The sequence below is a fragment of the Halogeometricum sp. S1BR25-6 genome (assembly GCF_031624495.1).
In the GTDB taxonomy this organism is placed as follows: domain Archaea; phylum Halobacteriota; class Halobacteria; order Halobacteriales; family Haloferacaceae; genus Halogeometricum; species Halogeometricum salsisoli.
Genome location: NZ_JAMQOP010000001.1, coordinates 172,105 through 191,544, shown reverse-complemented (window position 1 = coordinate 191,544; position 19,440 = coordinate 172,105). Strand labels below are relative to the sequence as shown.

General features: G+C 67.7%; 17 protein-coding genes. 14 read left to right on the top strand and 3 right to left on the bottom strand.

Annotation, left to right across the window (positions count from 1 at the left end; genetic code table 11):
* Positions 1-22 precede the first annotated feature (22 nt).
* The 3 genes from NDI76_RS00905 to NDI76_RS00895 all read right to left on the bottom strand — a co-directional run bounded on the left by NDI76_RS00905 (position 23) and on the right by NDI76_RS00895 (position 4,384).
* The gene (locus NDI76_RS00905) at positions 23-3,622 is read right to left on the bottom strand and encodes a DNA polymerase II large subunit (RefSeq protein ID WP_310922085.1); all 3,600 of its coding nucleotides are present in this window, start codon (positions 3,620-3,622) and stop codon (positions 23-25) included.
* A 3-nt stretch (positions 3,623-3,625) separates the two neighbouring features.
* Positions 3,626-4,045, bottom strand: a complete 420-nt coding sequence (locus NDI76_RS00900) for a PPC domain-containing DNA-binding protein (protein WP_310922084.1) — start codon at positions 4,043-4,045, stop codon at positions 3,626-3,628.
* Positions 4,046-4,216: 171 nt separating this feature from the next.
* Complete coding sequence (locus NDI76_RS00895; protein WP_310922083.1) at positions 4,217-4,384, bottom strand: DUF7556 family protein; 168 nt, start codon at positions 4,382-4,384, stop codon at positions 4,217-4,219.
* A gap of 280 nt (positions 4,385-4,664) precedes the next feature.
* Between NDI76_RS00895 and NDI76_RS00890 the strand changes: the two genes are divergently transcribed.
* The 14 genes from NDI76_RS00890 to argF all read left to right on the top strand — a co-directional run bounded on the left by NDI76_RS00890 (position 4,665) and on the right by argF (position 19,426).
* Entirely contained in the window at positions 4,665-5,510 is an 846-nt protein-coding gene (locus NDI76_RS00890; RefSeq protein WP_310922082.1) for a CBS domain-containing protein, read from the top strand.
* Entirely contained in the window at positions 5,510-7,300 is a 1,791-nt protein-coding gene (gene glyS / locus NDI76_RS00885) for a glycine--tRNA ligase (RefSeq protein ID WP_310922081.1), read from the top strand. Before NDI76_RS00890 ends, glyS begins: the two co-directional genes overlap by 1 nt.
* Positions 7,301-7,306: 6 nt before the next feature.
* On the top strand, positions 7,307-7,933 hold the full coding sequence (locus NDI76_RS00880) for a dolichol kinase (protein WP_310922080.1): 627 nt from the start codon (positions 7,307-7,309) through the stop codon (positions 7,931-7,933).
* 81 nt (positions 7,934-8,014) lie between these two features.
* Positions 8,015-8,500 (top strand): cation:proton antiporter regulatory subunit, encoded by a 486-nt coding sequence (locus tag NDI76_RS00875; RefSeq protein WP_310922079.1) that lies wholly within the window; start codon positions 8,015-8,017, stop codon positions 8,498-8,500.
* Positions 8,500-9,711, top strand: coding sequence for a cation:proton antiporter (locus NDI76_RS00870; RefSeq protein ID WP_310923842.1), 1,212 nt, complete (start codon positions 8,500-8,502; stop codon positions 9,709-9,711). The genes NDI76_RS00875 and NDI76_RS00870 overlap by 1 nt, the downstream gene beginning before the upstream one ends.
* Before the next feature lie 356 nt (positions 9,712-10,067).
* Positions 10,068-11,318, top strand: a complete 1,251-nt coding sequence (locus tag NDI76_RS00865) for an argininosuccinate synthase (protein WP_310922078.1) — start codon at positions 10,068-10,070, stop codon at positions 11,316-11,318.
* Positions 11,319-11,322: 4 nt separating this feature from the next.
* Entirely contained in the window at positions 11,323-12,807 is a 1,485-nt protein-coding gene (gene argH, locus NDI76_RS00860) for an argininosuccinate lyase (protein WP_310922077.1), read from the top strand.
* Positions 12,808-13,040: 233 nt separating this feature from the next.
* Entirely contained in the window at positions 13,041-13,220 is a 180-nt protein-coding gene (gene lysW, locus NDI76_RS00855) for a lysine biosynthesis protein LysW (protein WP_008386491.1), read from the top strand.
* 1 nt (position 13,221) lies between these two features.
* The gene (lysX, locus tag NDI76_RS00850; protein WP_310922075.1) at positions 13,222-14,097 is read left to right on the top strand and encodes a lysine biosynthesis protein LysX; all 876 of its coding nucleotides are present in this window, start codon (positions 13,222-13,224) and stop codon (positions 14,095-14,097) included.
* Positions 14,094-15,164, top strand: coding sequence for an N-acetyl-gamma-glutamyl-phosphate reductase (gene argC, locus NDI76_RS00845; RefSeq protein WP_310922074.1), 1,071 nt, complete (start codon positions 14,094-14,096; stop codon positions 15,162-15,164). The genes lysX and argC overlap by 4 nt, the downstream gene beginning before the upstream one ends.
* A gap of 83 nt (positions 15,165-15,247) precedes the next feature.
* Positions 15,248-16,183 (top strand): acetylglutamate/acetylaminoadipate kinase, encoded by a 936-nt coding sequence (locus NDI76_RS00840; RefSeq protein ID WP_310922073.1) that lies wholly within the window; start codon positions 15,248-15,250, stop codon positions 16,181-16,183.
* On the top strand, positions 16,180-17,316 hold the full coding sequence (locus NDI76_RS00835; RefSeq protein WP_310922072.1) for an aspartate aminotransferase family protein: 1,137 nt from the start codon (positions 16,180-16,182) through the stop codon (positions 17,314-17,316). The genes NDI76_RS00840 and NDI76_RS00835 overlap by 4 nt, the downstream gene beginning before the upstream one ends.
* Entirely contained in the window at positions 17,313-18,521 is a 1,209-nt protein-coding gene (locus NDI76_RS00830; protein ID WP_425498306.1) for a [LysW]-lysine hydrolase, read from the top strand. The genes NDI76_RS00835 and NDI76_RS00830 overlap by 4 nt, the downstream gene beginning before the upstream one ends.
* Before the next feature lie 5 nt (positions 18,522-18,526).
* A complete protein-coding gene (argF, locus tag NDI76_RS00825) occupies positions 18,527-19,426 on the top strand; it encodes an ornithine carbamoyltransferase (RefSeq protein ID WP_310922071.1) in 900 nt (299 codons plus the stop codon).
* Positions 19,427-19,440: the final 14 nt, after the last annotated feature.

The window sequence follows — 19,440 nt, the reverse complement described above, 5'->3', positions numbered from 1 at the left end:
CCAAATCTGCAAAAAGGTGGGCTTACATGAAGTCGCCCAACTTCGAGGCCTTGTTCTTGTCGTTCTCGAAGACGCTCTCCAGACTCTTTTCGAGGACTTCGAGCCGCTGTTTCGTGTACGGCCGGCAGTCGAACTCCTCGGCCACCTGAATCGCGGTGTCCATGTACTTGTTCACGGAGCCCTGGTGGACGGTGAGGTTCACCCGTCCGCCGCACTCCCGGCAGTCGCCGGTGAGCGGCATTCTCCGGTATTTCTCCCCGCAGTCGAGACAGCGCGTCTCCTGTCTGGAGAACGCGCGGAGGTTGCCGATGAGGTCCGGGAGGAAGTGGTACTCGATGACGCGTTCGGCCACGTCCGTCTCGTCGACGGCGTGGAGTTTCCGCGCGAGTTCCAACTGGGCGTCCATCTTCTCCATCATCGACCCGAGCGTCTTGTACGCCGAGAGGTCCGGACCGAGGGCGATGTCGGTGGTATCGTGGGTGTGCTCGAAGCCGCGGTACTCCTCGTCGGTGCCGAGGGTGTCCTCGCCCATCTTGATGCGGTCCTCCACCTCGCCGGGGTCGGCCATTTCCAAGGTGGCCTCGTAGAACGACTCGGGATACCGACGCACGATATCCATGTTGTGCGCCTCGTCGTCGATTTCGGAAGGGTCGATGCGCGAGGACATCACGAGGGGCGCGTCCATCTGTCCGCCCCGTTTGTCGGGGAGGTACTCCTTCGAGAAGTTCAGGAGGCCGTCCATGAGGAGCATGACGCAGTCCTCGTCTCCGTCACAGTTCCGCCGTTTGGCCGCGTGAAAGTACGGATGCGCGTAGCCGACGGCCGCAGACGTGAAGCCGACCACCCGTCCCACGACGGCGGCGGAGGTGTGCGGAGCCATCCCGAAGACGAGTTCGCCGATGAGTTCGTCCCGTTCCTCAACCTGATAGAACGGCTCCAACCCGTAGAACTTCTGTAAGAGGTCGTCGACGAAGTCCGCCGTCTTGAGCATGTGTTCCGCGGCGCCGTCCGAGAGCACGATGTCCTGCACTTTCAGTTCGACCAGTTGGTCGTCGAAGCGCAGGGGTTCGCCGTCGATGTCCGTCTCGTAGCCGAGTTCGAGGAAGTGGTCGACGGTGACGTCGAGTTCGGCGGGTCGGACCGACGTGACCGGCAGGTCGGTCATGTCGTAACGGACGGTTCCGTCCTTGAACGAGGAGACGCCGTGTTTAGCTCGAAGAATGCCTTTTTCGAGCGGTTCGGGCGTTTTGTTCGCCGAGGTGAGCCCCTTCACGCCCTTCAGGATGGGGTAGGAGGACTCGCGTTCGCCGACGGACTCCAGCGCCGAGCGGAGTTCGGTCGCCAGGTCGACGGAGAACCAGTCGACGCTCTCTACCTCGCGTTCGCAGCGCTCACAGTAGACGCGGCCGGATTCGTCGGGTTCGAGGACCGTACCGCAGTCCTCGCACTCGAAGTGGGGTTCGGTGTGGACCTCGCAGTCGGGACAGCGGTTCTTGTAGGTGTGCGCGCCGCAGTCCGGGCAGACTCGGTCGCCGACGAGGACGTCGACGTTCCCGCGCTGGCCGCGGTCGTTTCTGGCGCGGGCCGCCTCGCCCACGTCGCGCTGGTTCCCTCCCATCTCCGTGATGGGAAACAGCGTGTGGACCGCCGGCGAGAGGTCGCGCGACTCCGATTTCTCCGGGCGACCCATCCGATTGCCGATGCGGGTCGGCGCGCGTTCGCGCACGTCGAAGGGGGCGACGTCGTTGACCGCCTTCACGGCGTTGTCGCCGCCGTCCCACTCCCGCGCCTCGGGGGAGAGGTCGGTCCACTCCTTCTCGAGCGACGCGGAGAGACCGAGCGACCGGACGAGAAGCCGCCAGTCCGGCACGCGGAGTGTCTCCTCGGTCCGGGTGTGTTCGACGAGGAGGCGTTCGAGCGTCCCGGTCAGTTCCTCCGTTCGGTCCAGTTCGAGGACGCCGTCCGCGGGGGCGGCGTCGGAGTCCGCGCGGACGACCATCCCGCCGTCGGCCTCCACGTCGGCGATTCGTCCCGACGCGGCGGCGTTGGCGAGCGTCTCGAACTCCGTCACCGAGATGTCGTGCCAGAGGTAGGTGTACGTCGGGTGGAGGTGGCAGTCGTACTCGGTGGCCCACGCGAACGCCTCCTCGGGGTCCGGGTCGTCGAGTTCGACGCCCGGGTCGTCTTCGAGGGCCTGGACGGGTCCGCCCGCGGACTCGAACTCCTGCACCCACCACTCGTAGACGTACGAGGCCGGCGCGAGCGGGTGGTTGTTCTCGACGAACTCGCCGAAGTTGACGAGGTACTCCCCGAGGTCGAGAATCTCCTCGACGCCGTTTCGGACTTCGAGCGCCTCTTCGGGGTCGTCGATGCGGCGCACGTCGCCGTTGGCGAGTCTGACCGTCGGCCCCTGGATGGAGTCGACCGGGATGACGCCGCCGGCCTTCCCGGGTCGCTCGGTCTTTATCTGCGTCCCCGTCGCGAGGAAGTCGTCGACGAGGTGCATCGTCGCCGGGTGGACGCCGGCCGTGGCGAAGCCGTGGTTCCGGGAGCGACCGTATCTGAGTCGAAAGCCGCCCGGTTCGCTCGGATGGCCGAAGACGGGTCGGCCGGCGATGAGGTCCCGCAGGTACTTCGTCGCGGGTTCGACGCGCGCGGGGCCGGTCGGTTCCGGTGATTCCGGGTCGGCCGCCTCGTCCGCGTCCGCTCCGTCTTCCTCGACTTCCGCCTCGGATTCGGCCTCGGCGGCGTCTTCGTCCTCGGTCTCGTCGCCGCCGTCGTCGTAGTAGGTGCCGTCGATGAGGTCCTGAAGCCACGGCCAGTCCACCTCGTCGAGTTGGCGCGTGTAGCGCTGTATCTTCGGCGCCTTGAGCGCGATACCCTCCGCGAGGACGAGACACATGCCGCCGCGGGCGGAGTTGGTGTCGACGCGCTCCAAGTCGCGAAAGCCCGACACCTCCTCGTCGCCCGTCGCCTCGCCGTCGAGCATGATGGGCATGTGCTCGGCGATGAACTTCGTCTCCTTGTCCTTCGGCGAGTACTGGAGGCCCGTCTCCTTATCGTAGAGTGCGACCTCCTCGGCGTAGCGTTCGGTCTCGACCTCTCTGGCCTTGTACTCGTCGATGCCGAGGAGCGCCCGGGCGAAGTCGGCGACGAGCACCGAGAGCGCCTGCGCCGTCCCGCCCGCGGAGCGAATCGGGCCGGCGTAGTAGACGTTGACGAACTCGGTGCCGTCGTCGTTCTCCAGAATCTCCACGCGGTCGATTCCTTCTATCGGCGCGGCGACGACGCCCTCGGTGAGAAGGGCGACGGCGGTCCGCACCGCCCCCTCGACCTTCCCCGCGCGGGAGTCGTAGTCGCCGACGCTGCCCTCAACGAAGTCGTTGACGAGTTCGAGGGCGGCCTCCTCGCGGGACATCTCCCCCTCCAACTCGCGGACGCGTTCGGCGACGTCCGGGATGCCGAGGATGTTCTCCACGCGGTCGGCCATGTCCTTGGCGACCGGAATCTCCACTTCGGGTTGCGGGTCGCGCCCCTGCTCTTTCGCCGCGCGCGCGAGGTCGAACGCCTCGTCGAGACGGTCCTCGATGCCCGCGAAGTACCGTTCGTCGTCCTCGTGCACGGCTTACAACCAGAGATCGAGGTCGGTCACGTCGTCGTGTTCGCGTTCGAGGGGTTCGTCGAACGCGCGGATGTACACCTCGCCGGCGAAGACGGTGGCGGCGTTGAGGTGACCCGCGAGCGACTGTCCGCTCCGGCGGGAGAGGACGGCGTGCGTGTGGGCGAACGGGTCGCCGTCCAGGAGAGCGACGTTGCCGACGCAGGCAGCGACTTCGAGCGGTTCGTCGAACGTCACCGACCGGTACTCCTGTTCGGTCTGGTCGTAGAACCACACCTCCGCGTCCTGCACCGCCCCCATGGCGTTGAACCACGCCGACTCGACGTCCTCCAGTTCGGCGAACTCCTCGATCTCCTCGCGCCAGTCCGCCCCGTGGTCCAGCGAGACGAGGAACTCGCGACTGGACTCGACTGCCCGATAGTTCATAGCCCGAACCTCGCGTGGGACCGTCAAAAGTGTTCAGTGTTCGGAGCCGACCCCCTCGAAGGCCGGTCGTGCGGCCGCACCCGGAAACCGGCGAGGGCGTCGCTCGGCGGCGAGTCGGGGAAGAACGGGTCGAACCGCGGACGCGTCACGCCCGCGGGTTCGGAGGGGCCGTCAGGCCCAGTCTCGAAGCGACGGCGCCTCGGTCTCGCACATCGAGAGCCACGCGTCGTCGCAGGAGACGTCCGCGATAATGAACTCCGAACGGGAGGGGGTGGAGTCCACCGAGGCCATCACCTCGGCGCGCGACGCGTCGGACGCAGCCGTCGCATTCGGCGTCATGTATGATACTGTGTAACAACCATACATAAACGCGTCGGAACGGGGTGAACGACCCGCAGAATCCGACCGTTCGCCGTCGATTCGGACGAGTTTCGGGACGGCGTGCCGGTGAGCGCCTGTATCGGCGGACGGCCGGCGCACCGTCGTCGGGTCATCCGTCGGGACGGTTCCCGTTCCCACCTCTCCGGAACCGTCGCGGCGTCGCTGGCCGCCAGACGGCCGCGGGAGCGCGCCGCAGACCTTCGCAGACTACAAGAGGAGGCGGCAAGTACGACGGGGTATGAACGTAGCCGACGCGATGACGCCGCGAGAGGACGTGGTGACCGTGGAACTCCCCGGCACCCGCGACGACGTGCTGGAGTACCTCCAAGAGCGCGGCTTCTCCTCCGTGCCGGTCGTCAAACAGACCGACGACGGAGAGGCGTTTCGCGGCCTCGTCACCCGCGAGGACCTCATCGAACACCCCGACGAGGACCAACTCGCCGTCCTGATGCACGAGGTGCCGACGGCGACGGCCGACACCAGCGTCGAAGAGGTTGCCCGCCTCATGGTCGAGGAGGGTTCTCGCCGCATCCCCGTCGTCGACGGCAGACTGGAGGGCATCATCACTGTCACGGACGTGATTCGCTCCATCGCTCGCGGCGAAGTCGAACTCGACGCCAACGCCGCCGACGTCGCCTCCCGCGACGTGAACACGACGTACGAGGGGTCGCCGCTGACCGTCGCCGAGCGCGAGATATTCTACGCGAACGTCCCCTACGCCGTCGCACTCGACGACGACGGCACCATGTCCGGTATCCTCACCGAAGTCGACATCATCGACGTCGCCCGCGTCGTCGAGGGCGAAGAGGAGACGGGCGAGTCGATGGCGAGTCAGGACAACGAGTGGATGTGGGAGGGCATCAAGGCCGTCGGCAGTCGCTACATCCCCACCCGGAACGTCGAGATTCCGACCGAACCCGTCTCGTCGTTCATGAGCACCGAGATGGTGACCGTCTCCAAGCGCACCTCCGCAATCGAGGCGGCCCAGGCGATGATAACCGAGGACATCGAGCAGATACCGCTCGTCAGCGGCGACCAACTCGTCGGCATCGTCCGCGACGTGGACCTCTTGGAGGCGCTGTAATGGCTGAGGACCGAACCGAGGGCGAACGCCTCACTGAACTGGCGAAGCGCCGCGGCTACTACTTCGGGTCCAGCGACGCCTACGGCGGCGCCTCGGGGTTCTACACCTACGGCCCGCAGGGCGCCGCGCTGAAGTCCAACGTCGAGGACGCCTGGCGCGACCGCTTCGCGACCCAGGAGGGCAACATGGAGATAGACGCCCCGACCATCATGCCCGAACCCGTCTTCGAGGCGTCCGGTCACCTCGACGGCTTCGACGACATGCTCGTCGAGTGTGCCGAGTGCGGCGAGTCACACCGCGCGGACCATCTCATCGAGGACAACTCGGAGATGGAGGACGCCGAGACGCTCTCGCTCGAAGAGGCGGCCGAGGAGATAGCCAGCCTCGAACTCGTCTGTCCGAACTGCGGCGCGGACCTCGCCGGCCAGTCGGTGACGAACTTCAACCTCATGTTCGAGACGAACATCGGCCCCGGGTCCTCCACGCCCGGCTACCTCCGCCCGGAGACGGCGCAGGGCATCTTCGTGGAGTTCCCCCGTATCAAGGAGTACGCGCGCAACCGCCTCCCGTTCGGCGTGACGCAGGTGGGTCGGGCCTACCGCAACGAAATCTCCCCGCGCAAGAGTATCGTCCGCACGCGCGAGTTCACGCAGGCGGAGTTGGAGCAGTTCATCGACCCCGAGCGAGACGAACCGGACCTCTCGGCCGTCGAGGACGTCGAACTGCTGCTCTACCCGGCGACCGAACAGGAGAGAGAGGACGGCGACTACGTCGAGAAGACCGTCGGCGACGCCGTCGAGGAGGGCGTAATCGGCAACGCGTGGTTAGGCTACTTCCTCGGCATCGCACAGGAGTGGTACGAGCGAATCGGCGTCGACATGGACCGCTTCCGGTTCCGCCAGCATCTCGCGGGCGAACGCGCCCACTACTCGTCGGACTGCTGGGACGCCGAGAGCGAGGTGGACGGCGACTGGATAGAGATTGCGGGCTTCTCGTATCGCTCGGACTACGACCTCTCGAAGCACGGCGAACACGCCGACGACGACTTCACCGTCTTTCGGCAGTACGACGAACCCGAGACGGTCGAACGCGCCGTCGTCGACCCCGACATGTCCGTCCTCGGTCCCGAGTTCGGCGGCGCCGCCGGCGACGTGAAGGAGGCGCTGGAGTCGTTGGCCGAACGCGACCCCGAGGCGTTCGAAGGCGAGAGCGTGACCGTCGAGGCGGACGGCGAGGAGTTCGCCGTCCCGACGGACGTGGCGAACTTCGCCGTCGAGGAGCAGACCATCAGCGGCGAACACATCACGCCGCACGTCGTCGAACCCTCCTTCGGCGTCGACCGGACGGTGTACACCCTCCTCGCGCACGCGTACGAGGAGGACGAGGTCGACGGCGAGGAGCGGATGTATCTCTCCTTGTCGCCGGGCGTCGCCCCCCGCGACGTGGGCGTGTTCCCCCTCGTGAGCAACGTCGACGAACTGGTCGACCTCGCGGACGACATCGTCGCGGACCTCCGCGCGGCCGGGTTTTCCGTCGTCTACGACGACTCCGGCAGCATCGGCCGCCGCTACCGCCGGCAGGACGAGGTCGGCACGCCGTTCTGCGTCACCGTCGACCGCGACGGACTCGAGGGCGGCGGCGAGACCACCGTCACCATCCGCGAACGCGACTCCGGCCGGCAGGTCCGCGCGCCCGTCGGCGCCCTCGCCGACGAACTCGGTGCCGTGCGGCGCGGCGACCGGACGTTCGACGAACTGGCCGACGAGTACGACGAGCTAGCGGACGCCTGAGGGACGGTGCCCCCCCGCCTCTCCTCGCTCTCGAAGAGCGAGGTCAAGCGTCGCCTCGTCCACGTCAGCGGCGCAACCGTCCCGCTCGCCTACCTCTTCGACGTCATCTCGTGGCGGCAACTCACCCTCCTGATGCTCCTGCTGTCGGCCGCCGTCAGCGTCTTGGAATTCCTGCGCCTCCGCGCCGGCCTCGACTGGGCGATATACGACGAACTCACCCGGTCGTACGAGCAGACGAACCTCGCGGGCTACGCGCTGTACATGTACAGCATGACCGCCGTCGTCCTCGTCTTCGAACCGTACGTGGCGGTGCCGGGGATGTTGATGCTCGCCGTCGGCGACCCGGTGAGCGGACTGCTCGGGCGGACGCGCGAGGCGGACGAGTTCAAGCAACTCGGGACGCTGGCCGCGATGTTCCTGGTCTGTCTGGCCGTCAGCGTCCCCGTCCTCTACCCCGTCGCGGGCGCGGCCGGTCTCGTCGCCGCCGTCGCGGGGTCGGCGGGCGCGACGGTCGCCGACGGGATGAAACCGGTCGTCCGCGGCTACGTCATCGACGACAACGCCTCCATCCCGCCCGCGGCGTGCGTGGCGATGGCCGCCGTACTGTGGGTCGTCGGCATCTCGGCGGTGTGAAGGGGAGCGGGGAGAAGAGGGGGCGGAGGAGCACCCGCCGCGTCGGGGAGCGCTTTTGTCGCCCGGCGTCGAAGTTCGCCCGTGACTGTCTACGAGAGCGACCTTCCGGGTGTCGGAAAGAAGCACGAGGTCGAACTGGGCGACGGCGCCCGCCTCGTCATCGTGACGCACAACAGCGGAAAGCGAGAGGTGTTCCGCCGGGCGGACGCCGACAGCGACTCGGAGAAGCTATTCGAACTCTCCGACCAACTCGCCAGACAGGTCGGGACCCTGTTGGAGGGGGCGTACTTCCAACCCGTCCAGACTGACAAGATAGAGACGCTCCTCGGCGGCGACACGATGTTGGAGTGGGTCGAGGTCGGCGAGGACTCCCCCGTGGCGGGGAAGACGCTCGCCGATTCGGACCTCAGACAGGCGACCGGCGCGTCCGTCATCGCCATCGAACGCGGCGACCGAGTGATCGTCTCGCCCGGCGGTGACGCCACCCTCGAAGCCGGCGACACGCTGATTCTCATCGGACCGTCCGAGGCGTGCCGAGACGTGGCGTCGATGGTGCGCGGCGACTGATGGCGGCGGCGCTCCTCGAACTCGGCCATCTGTTCGTCGTCCTCGCCGTCACCGGTGCCATCGCGCTTCGTCTCGGCCTGTCCGTCATCCCCCTGTACGTCGTCGGCGGCGTCCTCTCCGGCCCGTTCGTCGCCGGGCGATTCGGACTGCCGTACGTCCCGAACGGCGAGATAGTGACGCTGCTTGCGGAGGTGGGTATCGTCCTCCTCCTGTTTTTCCTCGGACTGGAGTTCAGCCTCGACCGACTACTGGAGTCGCGCACGCAGATAACGCGCGCCGGCGTCGTCGACCTCGTCGTGAACCTCCCGATAGGTGTCGCCATCGGTCTCGTCCTCGGGTGGTCGCTGGTGGAGTCGCTCCTCCTCGGCGGCATCGTCTACATCTCCTCCAGCGCAATCATCACGAAGTCGCTCATCGACCTCGGCTGGATCGCCAACCCGGAGGCCGAACCGCTGTTGGGGACGCTCGTCTTCGAGGACCTCTTCATCGCCGTCTACCTCGCGGTCGTCACCTCGCTGGTGCTCGGCGGCGCCGACGCCGGGACGGGGAGCATCGTCCAGTCGCTGGCGGTCGCGTTCGGCTTCCTGGGACTGCTCCTCTTGGCCGTCCAGTACGGGACGTCGCTGTTCGCTCGCCTCCTCGGCGGCGCCGGACAGGAGGCGTTCGTGCTGCGGACGCTGGCCGTCGTCGTCCCCATCTCGGGCGCGGCGCTTGCGCTCGGCGTGAGCGAGGCCGTCGCGGCGTTCTTCGTCGGGATGGGTTTCGCGACGAGCGGACACCGCGAGAAGATAGAGCGCCGCCTCAGCCCCATCCGCGACGTGTTCGGCGCCGTGTTCTTCTTCTGGATCGGCGTCGGAACCGACCCGACGCTGTTGGCCGCGGCGGCCGTCCCCCTCGTCCTCGCCGTCGTCCTCACGACGCCGGCGAAGGTGCTGTCGGGCTATCTCGGGGGCCGCGTCTACGACCTCTCGGAGCGTCGGTCGCTCCGGGCGGGTCTCGGGATGGTGCCGCGCGGGGAGTTCTCGCTCGTCATCGCGGCGCTCGCCGCGAGCGGGTCGACGCCCGTCATGCGGGAGATTATCCCCGCGTTCGCCGTCGGCTACGTCCTCCTGATGAGCATGCTCGGAACGGTTCTGATGGGTCAGTCCTCGGTCATCGAACGGCGCGTCTTCCGCGACGGGGAGGAGCGGAGCGAGCCGACGGGCGGATAAATCGACCCGCGTCGGTCGCCGCTCGGGAGGCAACCCTTGCATTCTCGAAAGAATTTAATAGGACGTACTCGATGAGATATCGCAATGACGCGGGTCTCGGCGGTCGCCGTTCGCGGCGGGTCGGGAGCCGCGCGTCCGGGCGTCTCGGCGCCCGCAACGACGGTTTCTCTCCCGGCGCGCCCCGTCGGCGTCCGACGACCGCGACGACCGGCCCTTTAGGGCCTACTACACACTACATCTCGACCGCTTGTTGGAAAACTCGAAAGCGCTCAGCTCCCGTATAGGCATCTCTACCTCTTGATTTCGGAACTTAACACCGTGTAATTTATCAACCCCGAACGGCCACAGTGAGGTATATGACAAGCGTGGCACTCGCGTTCAGCGGCGGACTGGACACGACGGTTTGCGTCTCACTGCTGCAGGAAGAGTACGGGTACGACGAAGTCGTCGGCGTCACCGTCGACGTCGGCCAGCCCGAATCGGAGTTCGAGGAGGCAAAGCAGACGGCGGACGCGCACGGACTGGACATCCACGTCGTCGACGCGAAAGACGAGTTCGCGGACCTCTGTTTCGACTCCGTTCGCGCGAACGCGACGTACCAGGGCTACCCCCTCGGGACGGCGCTGGCGCGTCCGGTCATCGCGCAGGCCATCCTCGAAGTCGCACAGGAAGAGGGCTGCGACGCCCTCGCGCACGGGTGCACCGGGAAGGGTAACGACCAACTCCGTTTCGAGGCCATCTGGCGCTCCTCCGACCTGGAGGTCGTCGCGCCCGTCCGCGAGATGGGCCTCACCCGCGAGTGGGAAAAGCAGTACGCCGACGAGCACGACCTGCCGGTGCAGGCCGGCAACGACGGCGTCTGGTCCATCGATACGAACCTCTGGAGTCGTTCCATCGAGGGCGGCCAACTGGAGGACCCGAGCTACATCCCGCCGGAGGACATCTACGAGTGGACCGAGGCGCCGACGGGCGAGACCGGAACGGTCGAAATCGAGTTCGAGAACGGCTACCCCGTCGCCGTCGACGGGGAGGAGATGGACCCGGCCGACCTCATCGAACACGTGAACGACCTCGCCGGCCAGTACGGCGTCGGTCGCACGGACATGATGGAAGACCGCATGCTCGGGCTGAAGGTGCGCGAGAACTACGAGCACCCGGCAGCGACGACGCTTCTGACCGCCCACGAGGGCCTCGAACAGCTCGTCTTGACGAAAGAAGAGCGCGACTTCAAAGCGCAGATAGACCAGCAGTGGGCCAACAAGGGCTACCAGGGTCTCATCGACGCGCCGTTCGTGAAGGCGCTCGAAGGCTTCATCGCGGAGACGCAGACGCGCGTGACGGGCACCGTCACCATCAAGTTCGACGGCGGCCGCGCCCGCCCCGTGGCCCGCGAGTCCGAGTTCGCCGTCTACTCCGAGGAGGCCGCCTCGTTCAACACGAAGACGGTCGGCGGAATCACGCAGGAGGACGCCACCGGCGTCGCGAAGTACCACGGCTTCCAGTCGCGTCTCGCCAACGCCGCGATAGAGAACGCCTCGAAGGACAAACCCGAACTCGCCAGCGACGGCGGGTCGGACGCGGACGCGAGCGAGGACGAGGACGAGTAGACGGATGAGCGAGAATCACGACGGCGGCGAGAACGAGGGCGAGGGCGTCGTCCGCCGGGACCGCTTCAGCGGCGGCCCCGCCCGCGGGTTCATGTCGAGCCTCGCGGCCGACGAGCGCATCTTCGCCGCGGACCTCGCGGTGGACCGCGCGCACGTCGTGATGCTCGCCGAACGGGGTATCGTCGAAGAGGCGACGGCCGGCGAGATTCTCGCCGCCCTCGACGAAGTGGAAACGGAGGGCCACGCCGCCCTCCCCGACGGCGAGGACGTCCACGAAGCCATCGAGACGGCCGTCATCGAGCGAATCGGCCCCGACGGCGGGAAGATGCACACCGCCCGCAGCCGCAACGACGAGGTGGCGACCTGCATCCGCTACCGCCTGCGCGAGGATCTCTTCGAAGCAATCGAGGCCACCCTCGCCCTCCGCAAATCGCTGGTCGAGGCCGCCGAGGAGGAGGTGGAGACGGTGATGCCGGGCTACACGCACTTACAGCCCGCACAGCCGACGACCGTCGCGCACTACCTCCTCTCCTACGAGGCGGCGTTCGCCCGCGACACCGCGCGCCTCTTGGACGCTTACGACCGGACGAACCGGTCGCCGCTCGGCGCCGCCGCGTTCGCCGGGACGCCGTTCGATATAGATAGAGAGCGCACGGCCGACCTGCTCGGGTTCGACGGCGTCCTGCGGAACTCGATGGACGCCTCCTCGGCGCGCGACTTCCTGCTGGAATCCGCGTCGGCGCTGGCGACGCACGCGACGGCGCTGTCCGGTCTCGCGGAGGACCTCGTGCTCTTCTCGAACAAGGGGTTCGTGGAACTGTCCGACGACTACTCCTCGACCTCTTCGATCATGCCGCAGAAGGTCAACCCCGACACGCTCGAACTCGTCCGCGCCGTCGCGGGCGACGCGGCATCGGGTCTCTCGGGCCTCCTGACGACGCTGAAGGGCCTCCCGCGCGCGTACAACCGCGACCTCCAGCGCGCGACGCCGCACGCCTGGGAGACGGTCGATATCGTCTCCGAGGCGACGGCCGTCGCCGCCGGTGCGGTGTCGTCGGCCGAGTGGCCCGCTGAGACGCTCGAAACCGCCGCAGGCGAGGGATTCTCGACGGCGACGGGCGTTGCGGACGCCCTCGCGATGGCCGGCCTGCCGTTCCGCACGGCCCACGAAGTCGTCGCCGCCGCCGCCGAACGGGCGGACGGAACGCCGGACCTCGCAACACTTGACGCATCCGCGGAGGACGTATTAGATGCGTCCCTCTTCGAATACGTGAGCCGTAGTGACGTGGAGCAAGCGCTCGACCCGGTCGCCTCCGTCGAGAGCCGCGACTCCGCCGGCGGACCCGCCCCCGCGGCCGTCGCGGCCCAACTCGAGGAGGCGTCGGCGGACCTCGACACCCACCGGTCGGCGCTCGCCGAGCGTCGGGAGGCGCTCGACGCCGCGTCCGAGCGACTCGCGGCGGACGTAGAGGTGATGACCCGTGACTGACTCGAACGCGCAGACCGCCACGCGCCGCACCGACGCGAAGCCGCTTCGACCGGTTCCGCGACCGCCGCGACGACCGTCCCCGTCCGGGGACAACTAACATATGAAATCAGACATCGATTTCGCACGCTCGGCCCGTTCGACCTTCTGACCCCCGATAGATTCCTCTCCGTTCGTTTCAATTCTCCAATAAGTTCGATGGGTTTAAGTCTCCTCACAGCCGAGCGAGGAGTACAATGGCAGACACCATTACCGCGGAAGACCCGGTGACGGGCGAAGAGATAGAGATCCCCGCCGACGTCGAAGTCGGCGAAATCGTGGACAGCCCCGCGACCGGCGCGGAACTGGAAGTCGTCTCCGTCGACCCCGTGACACTGGAGGAGGCGCCCGAACTCGAAGAGGACTGGGGCGAGTAAGATGAACGTTGGACTGCTCTACTCCCGGATACGCAGGGACGAGAAGCTCCTCCTCTCGGAGCTTCGCGAGCGCGGGCACGAGGTGACGAAGATAGACGTCCGGAAAGAGCAGTTCAGCATCGCGGAACCGCCGGCGGTACTCGACGAGGTGGACGTCGCCCTCGACCGCTGTCTGGCGACGAGCCGCAGTCTGTACGTCACGCAGTTCCTCGAGAGCTACGACATCCCCGTCGTGAACTCGGCGGAGACGGCGGACGTCTGCGCCGACAAGGTGAAAAACAGCCTCGCCCTGCAGCAGGCGGGCGTCCCCACGCCGAACACGGAGGTGTCGTTCACCACCGACAGCGCGATGGAGACCATCGAGCGGTTCGGCTACCCCTGCGTGCTGAAGCCCGTCGTCGGGTCGTGGGGCCGGCTGATGGCGAAGATAGACTCCGAGTCGGCCGCAGAAGCCATCCTCGAACACAAATCCACGCTCGGCAATTACGAGCACAAGGTGTTCTACGTGCAGGAGTTCGTCGAGAAACCCGGCCGCGACATCCGCGTGCTCGCCGTCGACGGCGAACCCGTCGCGGCGATGACGCGCTCGTCGGACCACTGGCTCACGAACGCCGCGAAGGGCGGCGAGGTCGAGGCGTTCGAACTCGACGACCGCGCGCTGGAACTGGTCGAGAAGGCCTCCGACGCCGTCGGCGGCGGCCTGCTGGGCGTGGACCTCATGGAAACGGGCGACGACTACACGGTCCACGAGGTCAACCACACCGTCGAGTTCAAGGCGCTGAACGACGCCGTTGACGTGGACGTGCCCGCCCTCGTCGTCGACTGGTTGGAAGCGAAGGTACAGGACGAAGCCGGCTTCGCAGAGGCGACCGCATGAGCGGGGAGCACGCGACGGATACGACCGAGGCCGAGTACACCGCAAGCGTCGTCGGCGGCAGCGGCTTCACCGGCGGGGAACTGCTCCGCCTCCTCTACCAGCACCCCGAGTTCGACGTGGTGCAGGCGACGAGTCGCTCGAAGGAGCGCAAGACCGTCGGTCACGTCCATCCGAACCTGCGCGAGATGGACCTGCGGTTCACCTCCCCCGAGGACCTCGAATCCGTGGACGCGCTGTTCGCCGCGACGCCGCACGGCGTCTCGATGGAGCAGATAGACGAGTTTCAGGAGGCTGCCGACACGGTGGTCGACCTCTCGGCCGATTTCAGACTCGATACGGAGGAGCAGTACGACGAGTGGTACGACGGGCACGTCTGCCCCGAATACCTGGAGAAGGCGGAGTACGCCCTCCCCGAGATAAACCGCGAGAACCTCCCCGGCGCCGACCTCATCGCCTCCGGTGGCTGTAACGCGACGGCGACGATTCTCGGCCTCAAGCCGATGTTCGACGCCGGCATCTTGGAGGGAGACGAGCAGGTGGTCGTCGACGTGAAAGTCGGCTCCTCGGAGGGTGGCGCCGGCGGCGGCGACGCCTCCAGCCACCCCGAACGTTCGGGCATCGTCCGCCCGTACGCACCCATCGGCCACCGTCACGAGGCCGAGATAGAGCAGTTCCTCGGCGTCTCCGTCTCTTTCACCGTCCACGCCGTGGACATGGTCCGCGGCGCCAGCGCGACCTGTCACGTCTTTCCCGAGTCGCCCGTCTCGAAGGGCGACCTCTGGAAGGCGTATCGGGGGAGCTACGCCGACGAACCGTTCGTCCGCACCGTCGCGGGCGGCGGCGGCGTCTACCGCTACCCCGAACCGAAGTCCGTGGCCGGGACCAACATGGCGGAGGTCGGTTTCGAACTCGACCCCTCGAACCGCCGGGTGGTCGTCTTCTCGGCCATCGACAACATGATGAAAGGCTCCGCCGGGCAGGCGGTCCACGCCGCGAACGTCGCCCTCGGAGTCGAGGAGACGGCCGGTCTGGAGTTCGCCGGCCTGCACCCGGTCGGGTCGCCCTGAGCGACCCGCCGCCGAACCCCGGACCGCGACCGACCACGCAGCACCCACACACCGAATCCCACACGACCGTTTCGACCCAACCGATGACCCACTACACACGCGACGAACTGCGCGCGATGCACGACGAACTGGCCGACAACGAGACGCTCCGCGCCGACGGCGGCACCGTTCCGGCGGACGAACCGCCGGTGGTCGTCAAAGTCGGCGGCGCGCGAGCGGTGGACCCGGCCGGCGCCGTGCAGGACGTCGCGCACCTCGTCGCCAACGGCCGCGACGTGGTCGTCGTCCACGGCGGGTCGACGGCGGTGGACGACACCCTCGAAGAACTCGGCGAGGAACCCACCTACGTCGAGACGCCCTCGGGCGTCGTCGGCCGGTTCACCGACGAGCGCACCATGGAGGTGTTCTCGATGGTGATGCCCGGCAAACTCAACACCGACCTCGTGACGACGCTGCAGGGGGCGGGCGTAAACGCCCTCGGCCTCTCCGGCGTCGACGGTGCCCTACTCACCGGTCCCCGGAAGTCGGCCGTGCGGGTCGTCGAAGACGGGAAAAAGAAGATCAAGCGCGGCGACCACTCCGGGAAGATAACCGGCGTGAACGCCTCGCTGTTGGAGACGCTGCTCGGCGACGACTACGTACCCGTGGTCACCGTCCCCATGCTTGCGGACGACGGCGCGGCGGTCAACGCCGACGCGGACCGCGCGGCGGCGGCCGTCGCGGGCGCCCTCGGCGCCGAACTCGTCGTCCTCACGGACGTGACGGGCGTCTACGAGGACCCCGACGACGAGGCGACGCTCATCGGGTCGGTTCGGACGCCCGCGGAGTTCGAGGCGCTCGAATCGGCGGCTGAAGGCTTCATGACGAAGAAGGTCATGGCGGCGAAGGAGGCGCTGACCGGCGGCGCGTCGAAGGTCATCGTCGCGGACGCGAACGTGAACGACCCCGTCGTGGAGGCGCTTCGCGGGGGCGGCACGCACGTCGACGCCGCCGCCGTCGCGGAGGAGGTGGACGCATGAGCGGCTTCGTCTTCTCGGAGAAACCCATCGGAATCGAGTCCGGCGAGGGCGCGTACCTGTACGGCGAGGACGGCACCGAGTATCTGGACTTCGGCGCCTCCTACGCCGTCGCCACCCTCGGACACGACCACCCCGCGGTCACCGAGGCGGTGCAGACGCAGGCGGAGAAGTTGACGTACGTGCAGGCCTCCTACCCCGTCGACGTCCGAACGGAACTGTACGAGAAACTGGGTACCCTCGCCCCCGGCGACGTCTCGAACGTCTGGCTCTGCAACTCCGGGACGGAGGCCAACGAGGCGGCGATGAAGTTCGCCCGCTCGGCGACCGGTCGCTCGAAGATAATCGCAACGAAGCGCGGCTTCCACGGCCGGACGATGGGCGCGCTGGCGATGACGTGGAAGGACAAGTACAAAGAGCCGTTCGAACCGCTCGCCGGCGACGTGGAGTTCGTCAGCTACGGGGACGGCGAAGAGTTGGCCGAGGCCGTGGACGAGGAGACGGCCGCCGTCTTCCTCGAACCCGTGCAGGGCGAGGGCGGCATCCACCCCGCCGCGACGGAGTATCTGGAGACGGCGCGCGAGGCGACCGAGGAGGCCGGCGCGGCGCTGGTCTTCGACGAGATTCAGACCGGTCTCGGCCGGACGGGGTTGCTGTGGGCCTGCGAGGCGGCCGGCGTCGAACCCGACATCCTCACCTCCGCGAAGGGCATCGCAAACGGCCTCCCGATGGGCGCGACGCTCGTCGCCGACTGGATCGCCGAGGACCCCGGCAACCACGGGTCGACGTTCAGCGGCGGCCCCGTCGTCTGCGCGGCGGCCAACGCCACCTTGGAGACCGTCGTCGACGAGGACATCCCCGGCCACGCCGCCGCCGTCGGCGAGTATCTCAAATCCGAAATCGAGACGGCGACGGAGGAGCACGACCTGCCCGTGCGCGAGGTGCGCGGACAGGGTCTCATGCTCGGAGTGCAGGTGAAACGCGGCGCGAACCGCATCCTGAAGAACCTCGCCATCAGCGAGGGGGTGCTGGCGCTGCCCGCCGGGCGGTCGGTGGTGCGCCTGCTGCCGCCGCTTATCGTCACGGAGGACCACGCCGACGAGTTCGTCGACGCGTTCACGGAGGTGCTGCGATGAGCGCGCAACTGACCGACGAAGAGCGGAACGAAGAGGAGCGCGCCGCTCGGACGAACGCGAACGGCACCGACGCGGACGCCGAGCGGTCGGCGCCCGCGACGGACGGGTCGGGCGCGATTGTCGACGGGCCCGACGGCTCCGGCGACGAACCGATGCAGTTCGACGTGCAGGCGGGTCTCACGGACGGGTTGGACGAGGCGCAGACGCTGCTGGCGGACCTCGTCGCAACGCCCGCCGTCTCCGGGAACGAGTCGGCGGCGGCCGAGCGGCTGAGAGCGTTCTTCGAGGCGCACGACCGCGAGGTGTGGATAGACGAGGTGGGCAACGTCCGCGCGCCCGCCGACGACTCGGTGCTTCTCACCTCGCACATCGACACCGTCCCCGGCAACGTGCCGGTGAAGATAGAGGACGACGTGCTCTGGGGGCGCGGCAGCGTCGACGCCACCGGCCCCCTCGCGTCGATGGCCGTCGCCGCCGTCGAGACGGGCGTCTCCTTCGTCGGCGTCGTCGAGGAGGAGACCACCTCGAAAGGGGCGTGGCACCTCATAGAGGACAGGGACGCCCCCGACGCCGTCATCAACGGCGAGCCCTCGGGGTGGGACGGAATTACCCTCGGCTACCGCGGCATCCTCTCGGGGACGTACGTCGGGACGAGCGAACTCGGGCACTCCTCGCGCCCGGAGAACAACGCCATCCAGTCGGCCGTCGACTGGTGGTCGCGCGTGGCCGACTTCTTCGACGCCGACGAGGAGGAGGGCGTCTTCGACACCGTGACGACGAAACCCGTGACGTTCCACGGCGGCCCCACGGAGGACGGACTGGCCGTCGAGGCGGAGGTGGACGTGCAGTTCCGCGTCCCGCCCCGGTTCGGCATCGACGACGTGCGGGAGGTCGCCGAGGGCGAACTGACGGAGGGGAGCGTCCACTGGAACCGGCCCATCCCGCCCGTCATGACGAACCCGCGGACGGAGGTGGCGCGGGCGTTCCGCGTCGCCATCCGGCAGGCCGACGGCGACCCCCGCCTCCTGCGGAAGACCGGCACCAGCGACATGAACATCTACGCGGGCGCGTGGGACTGCCCGATGGCCACCTACGGCCCCGGCAACTCGGACCTCGACCACGCGCCGAACGAGCACCTCGACCTCGCGGAGTACGACGCCGCCATCGAGGTGCTGACGAACGTCTGCGAGACGCTGACGGAGTGACAGGTATGCTCGAAACCACCCACTTCCTCGACATCGACGACCTGAGCGCGGACGAACTGGAGACAGTCTTAGACCGCGCCGCGGCCATCGCGTCGGGCGCGGACGGCGCCCGCCTTGAAGACAAGACGCTCGGCATGGTATTCGAGAAACCCAGCACGCGCACGCGCATCTCCTTCGAGACGGGGATGACGCAACTCGGGGGGCACGCCATCTTCCTCGGCCCCGACGACATCCACCTCGGGCGCGGCGAACCGCTGTCTGACACCTCGCGGGTGCTCTCGCGCTACGTCGACGCCGCGATGATGCGGTTGTTCGACCACTCGGATTTAGAGGAGATAGCGAAGTACGCCGACGTGCCCGTCGTCAACGGACTGACCGACGACGCGCACCCCTGCCAGACGCTCGCGGACCTGCTCACAATCAGGGCGGAGTTCGGCGGCTTCGACGGCGTGAACGCCGCGTGGGTCGGCGACGGCAACAACGTCGCCCAGTCGTTCGTCGTCGGCGCGGCGATGGCGGGACTGGACGTCACCGTCGCCACGCCGGACGATTACGGCATCGACGACGACGTGATAGCGCACGCCGCCGAGTACGGCGGGGAACCGACCATCGCGGAGACGCCCGAGGAGGCCGTCGCCGACGCCGACGTGGTGTACACCGACGTCTGGATATCGATGGGACAGGAGAGCGAACGCCACGAGAAACTGGCCGCCTTCGAGGGCTACCAGGTGAACGAGGACCTGCTCTCGGGAATGGACGCGAAGGTGATGCACTGTCTGCCCGCCCACCGCGGCGAGGAGATAAGCCACGACGTACTCGAATCGGACCGCGCGCTGGTGTGGGACCAAGCGGAGAACCGCCTGCACGCCCAGAAGGGGCTGTTGGTCGAGTTGCTGGACGAGTAGTCGAACGGGCGCTC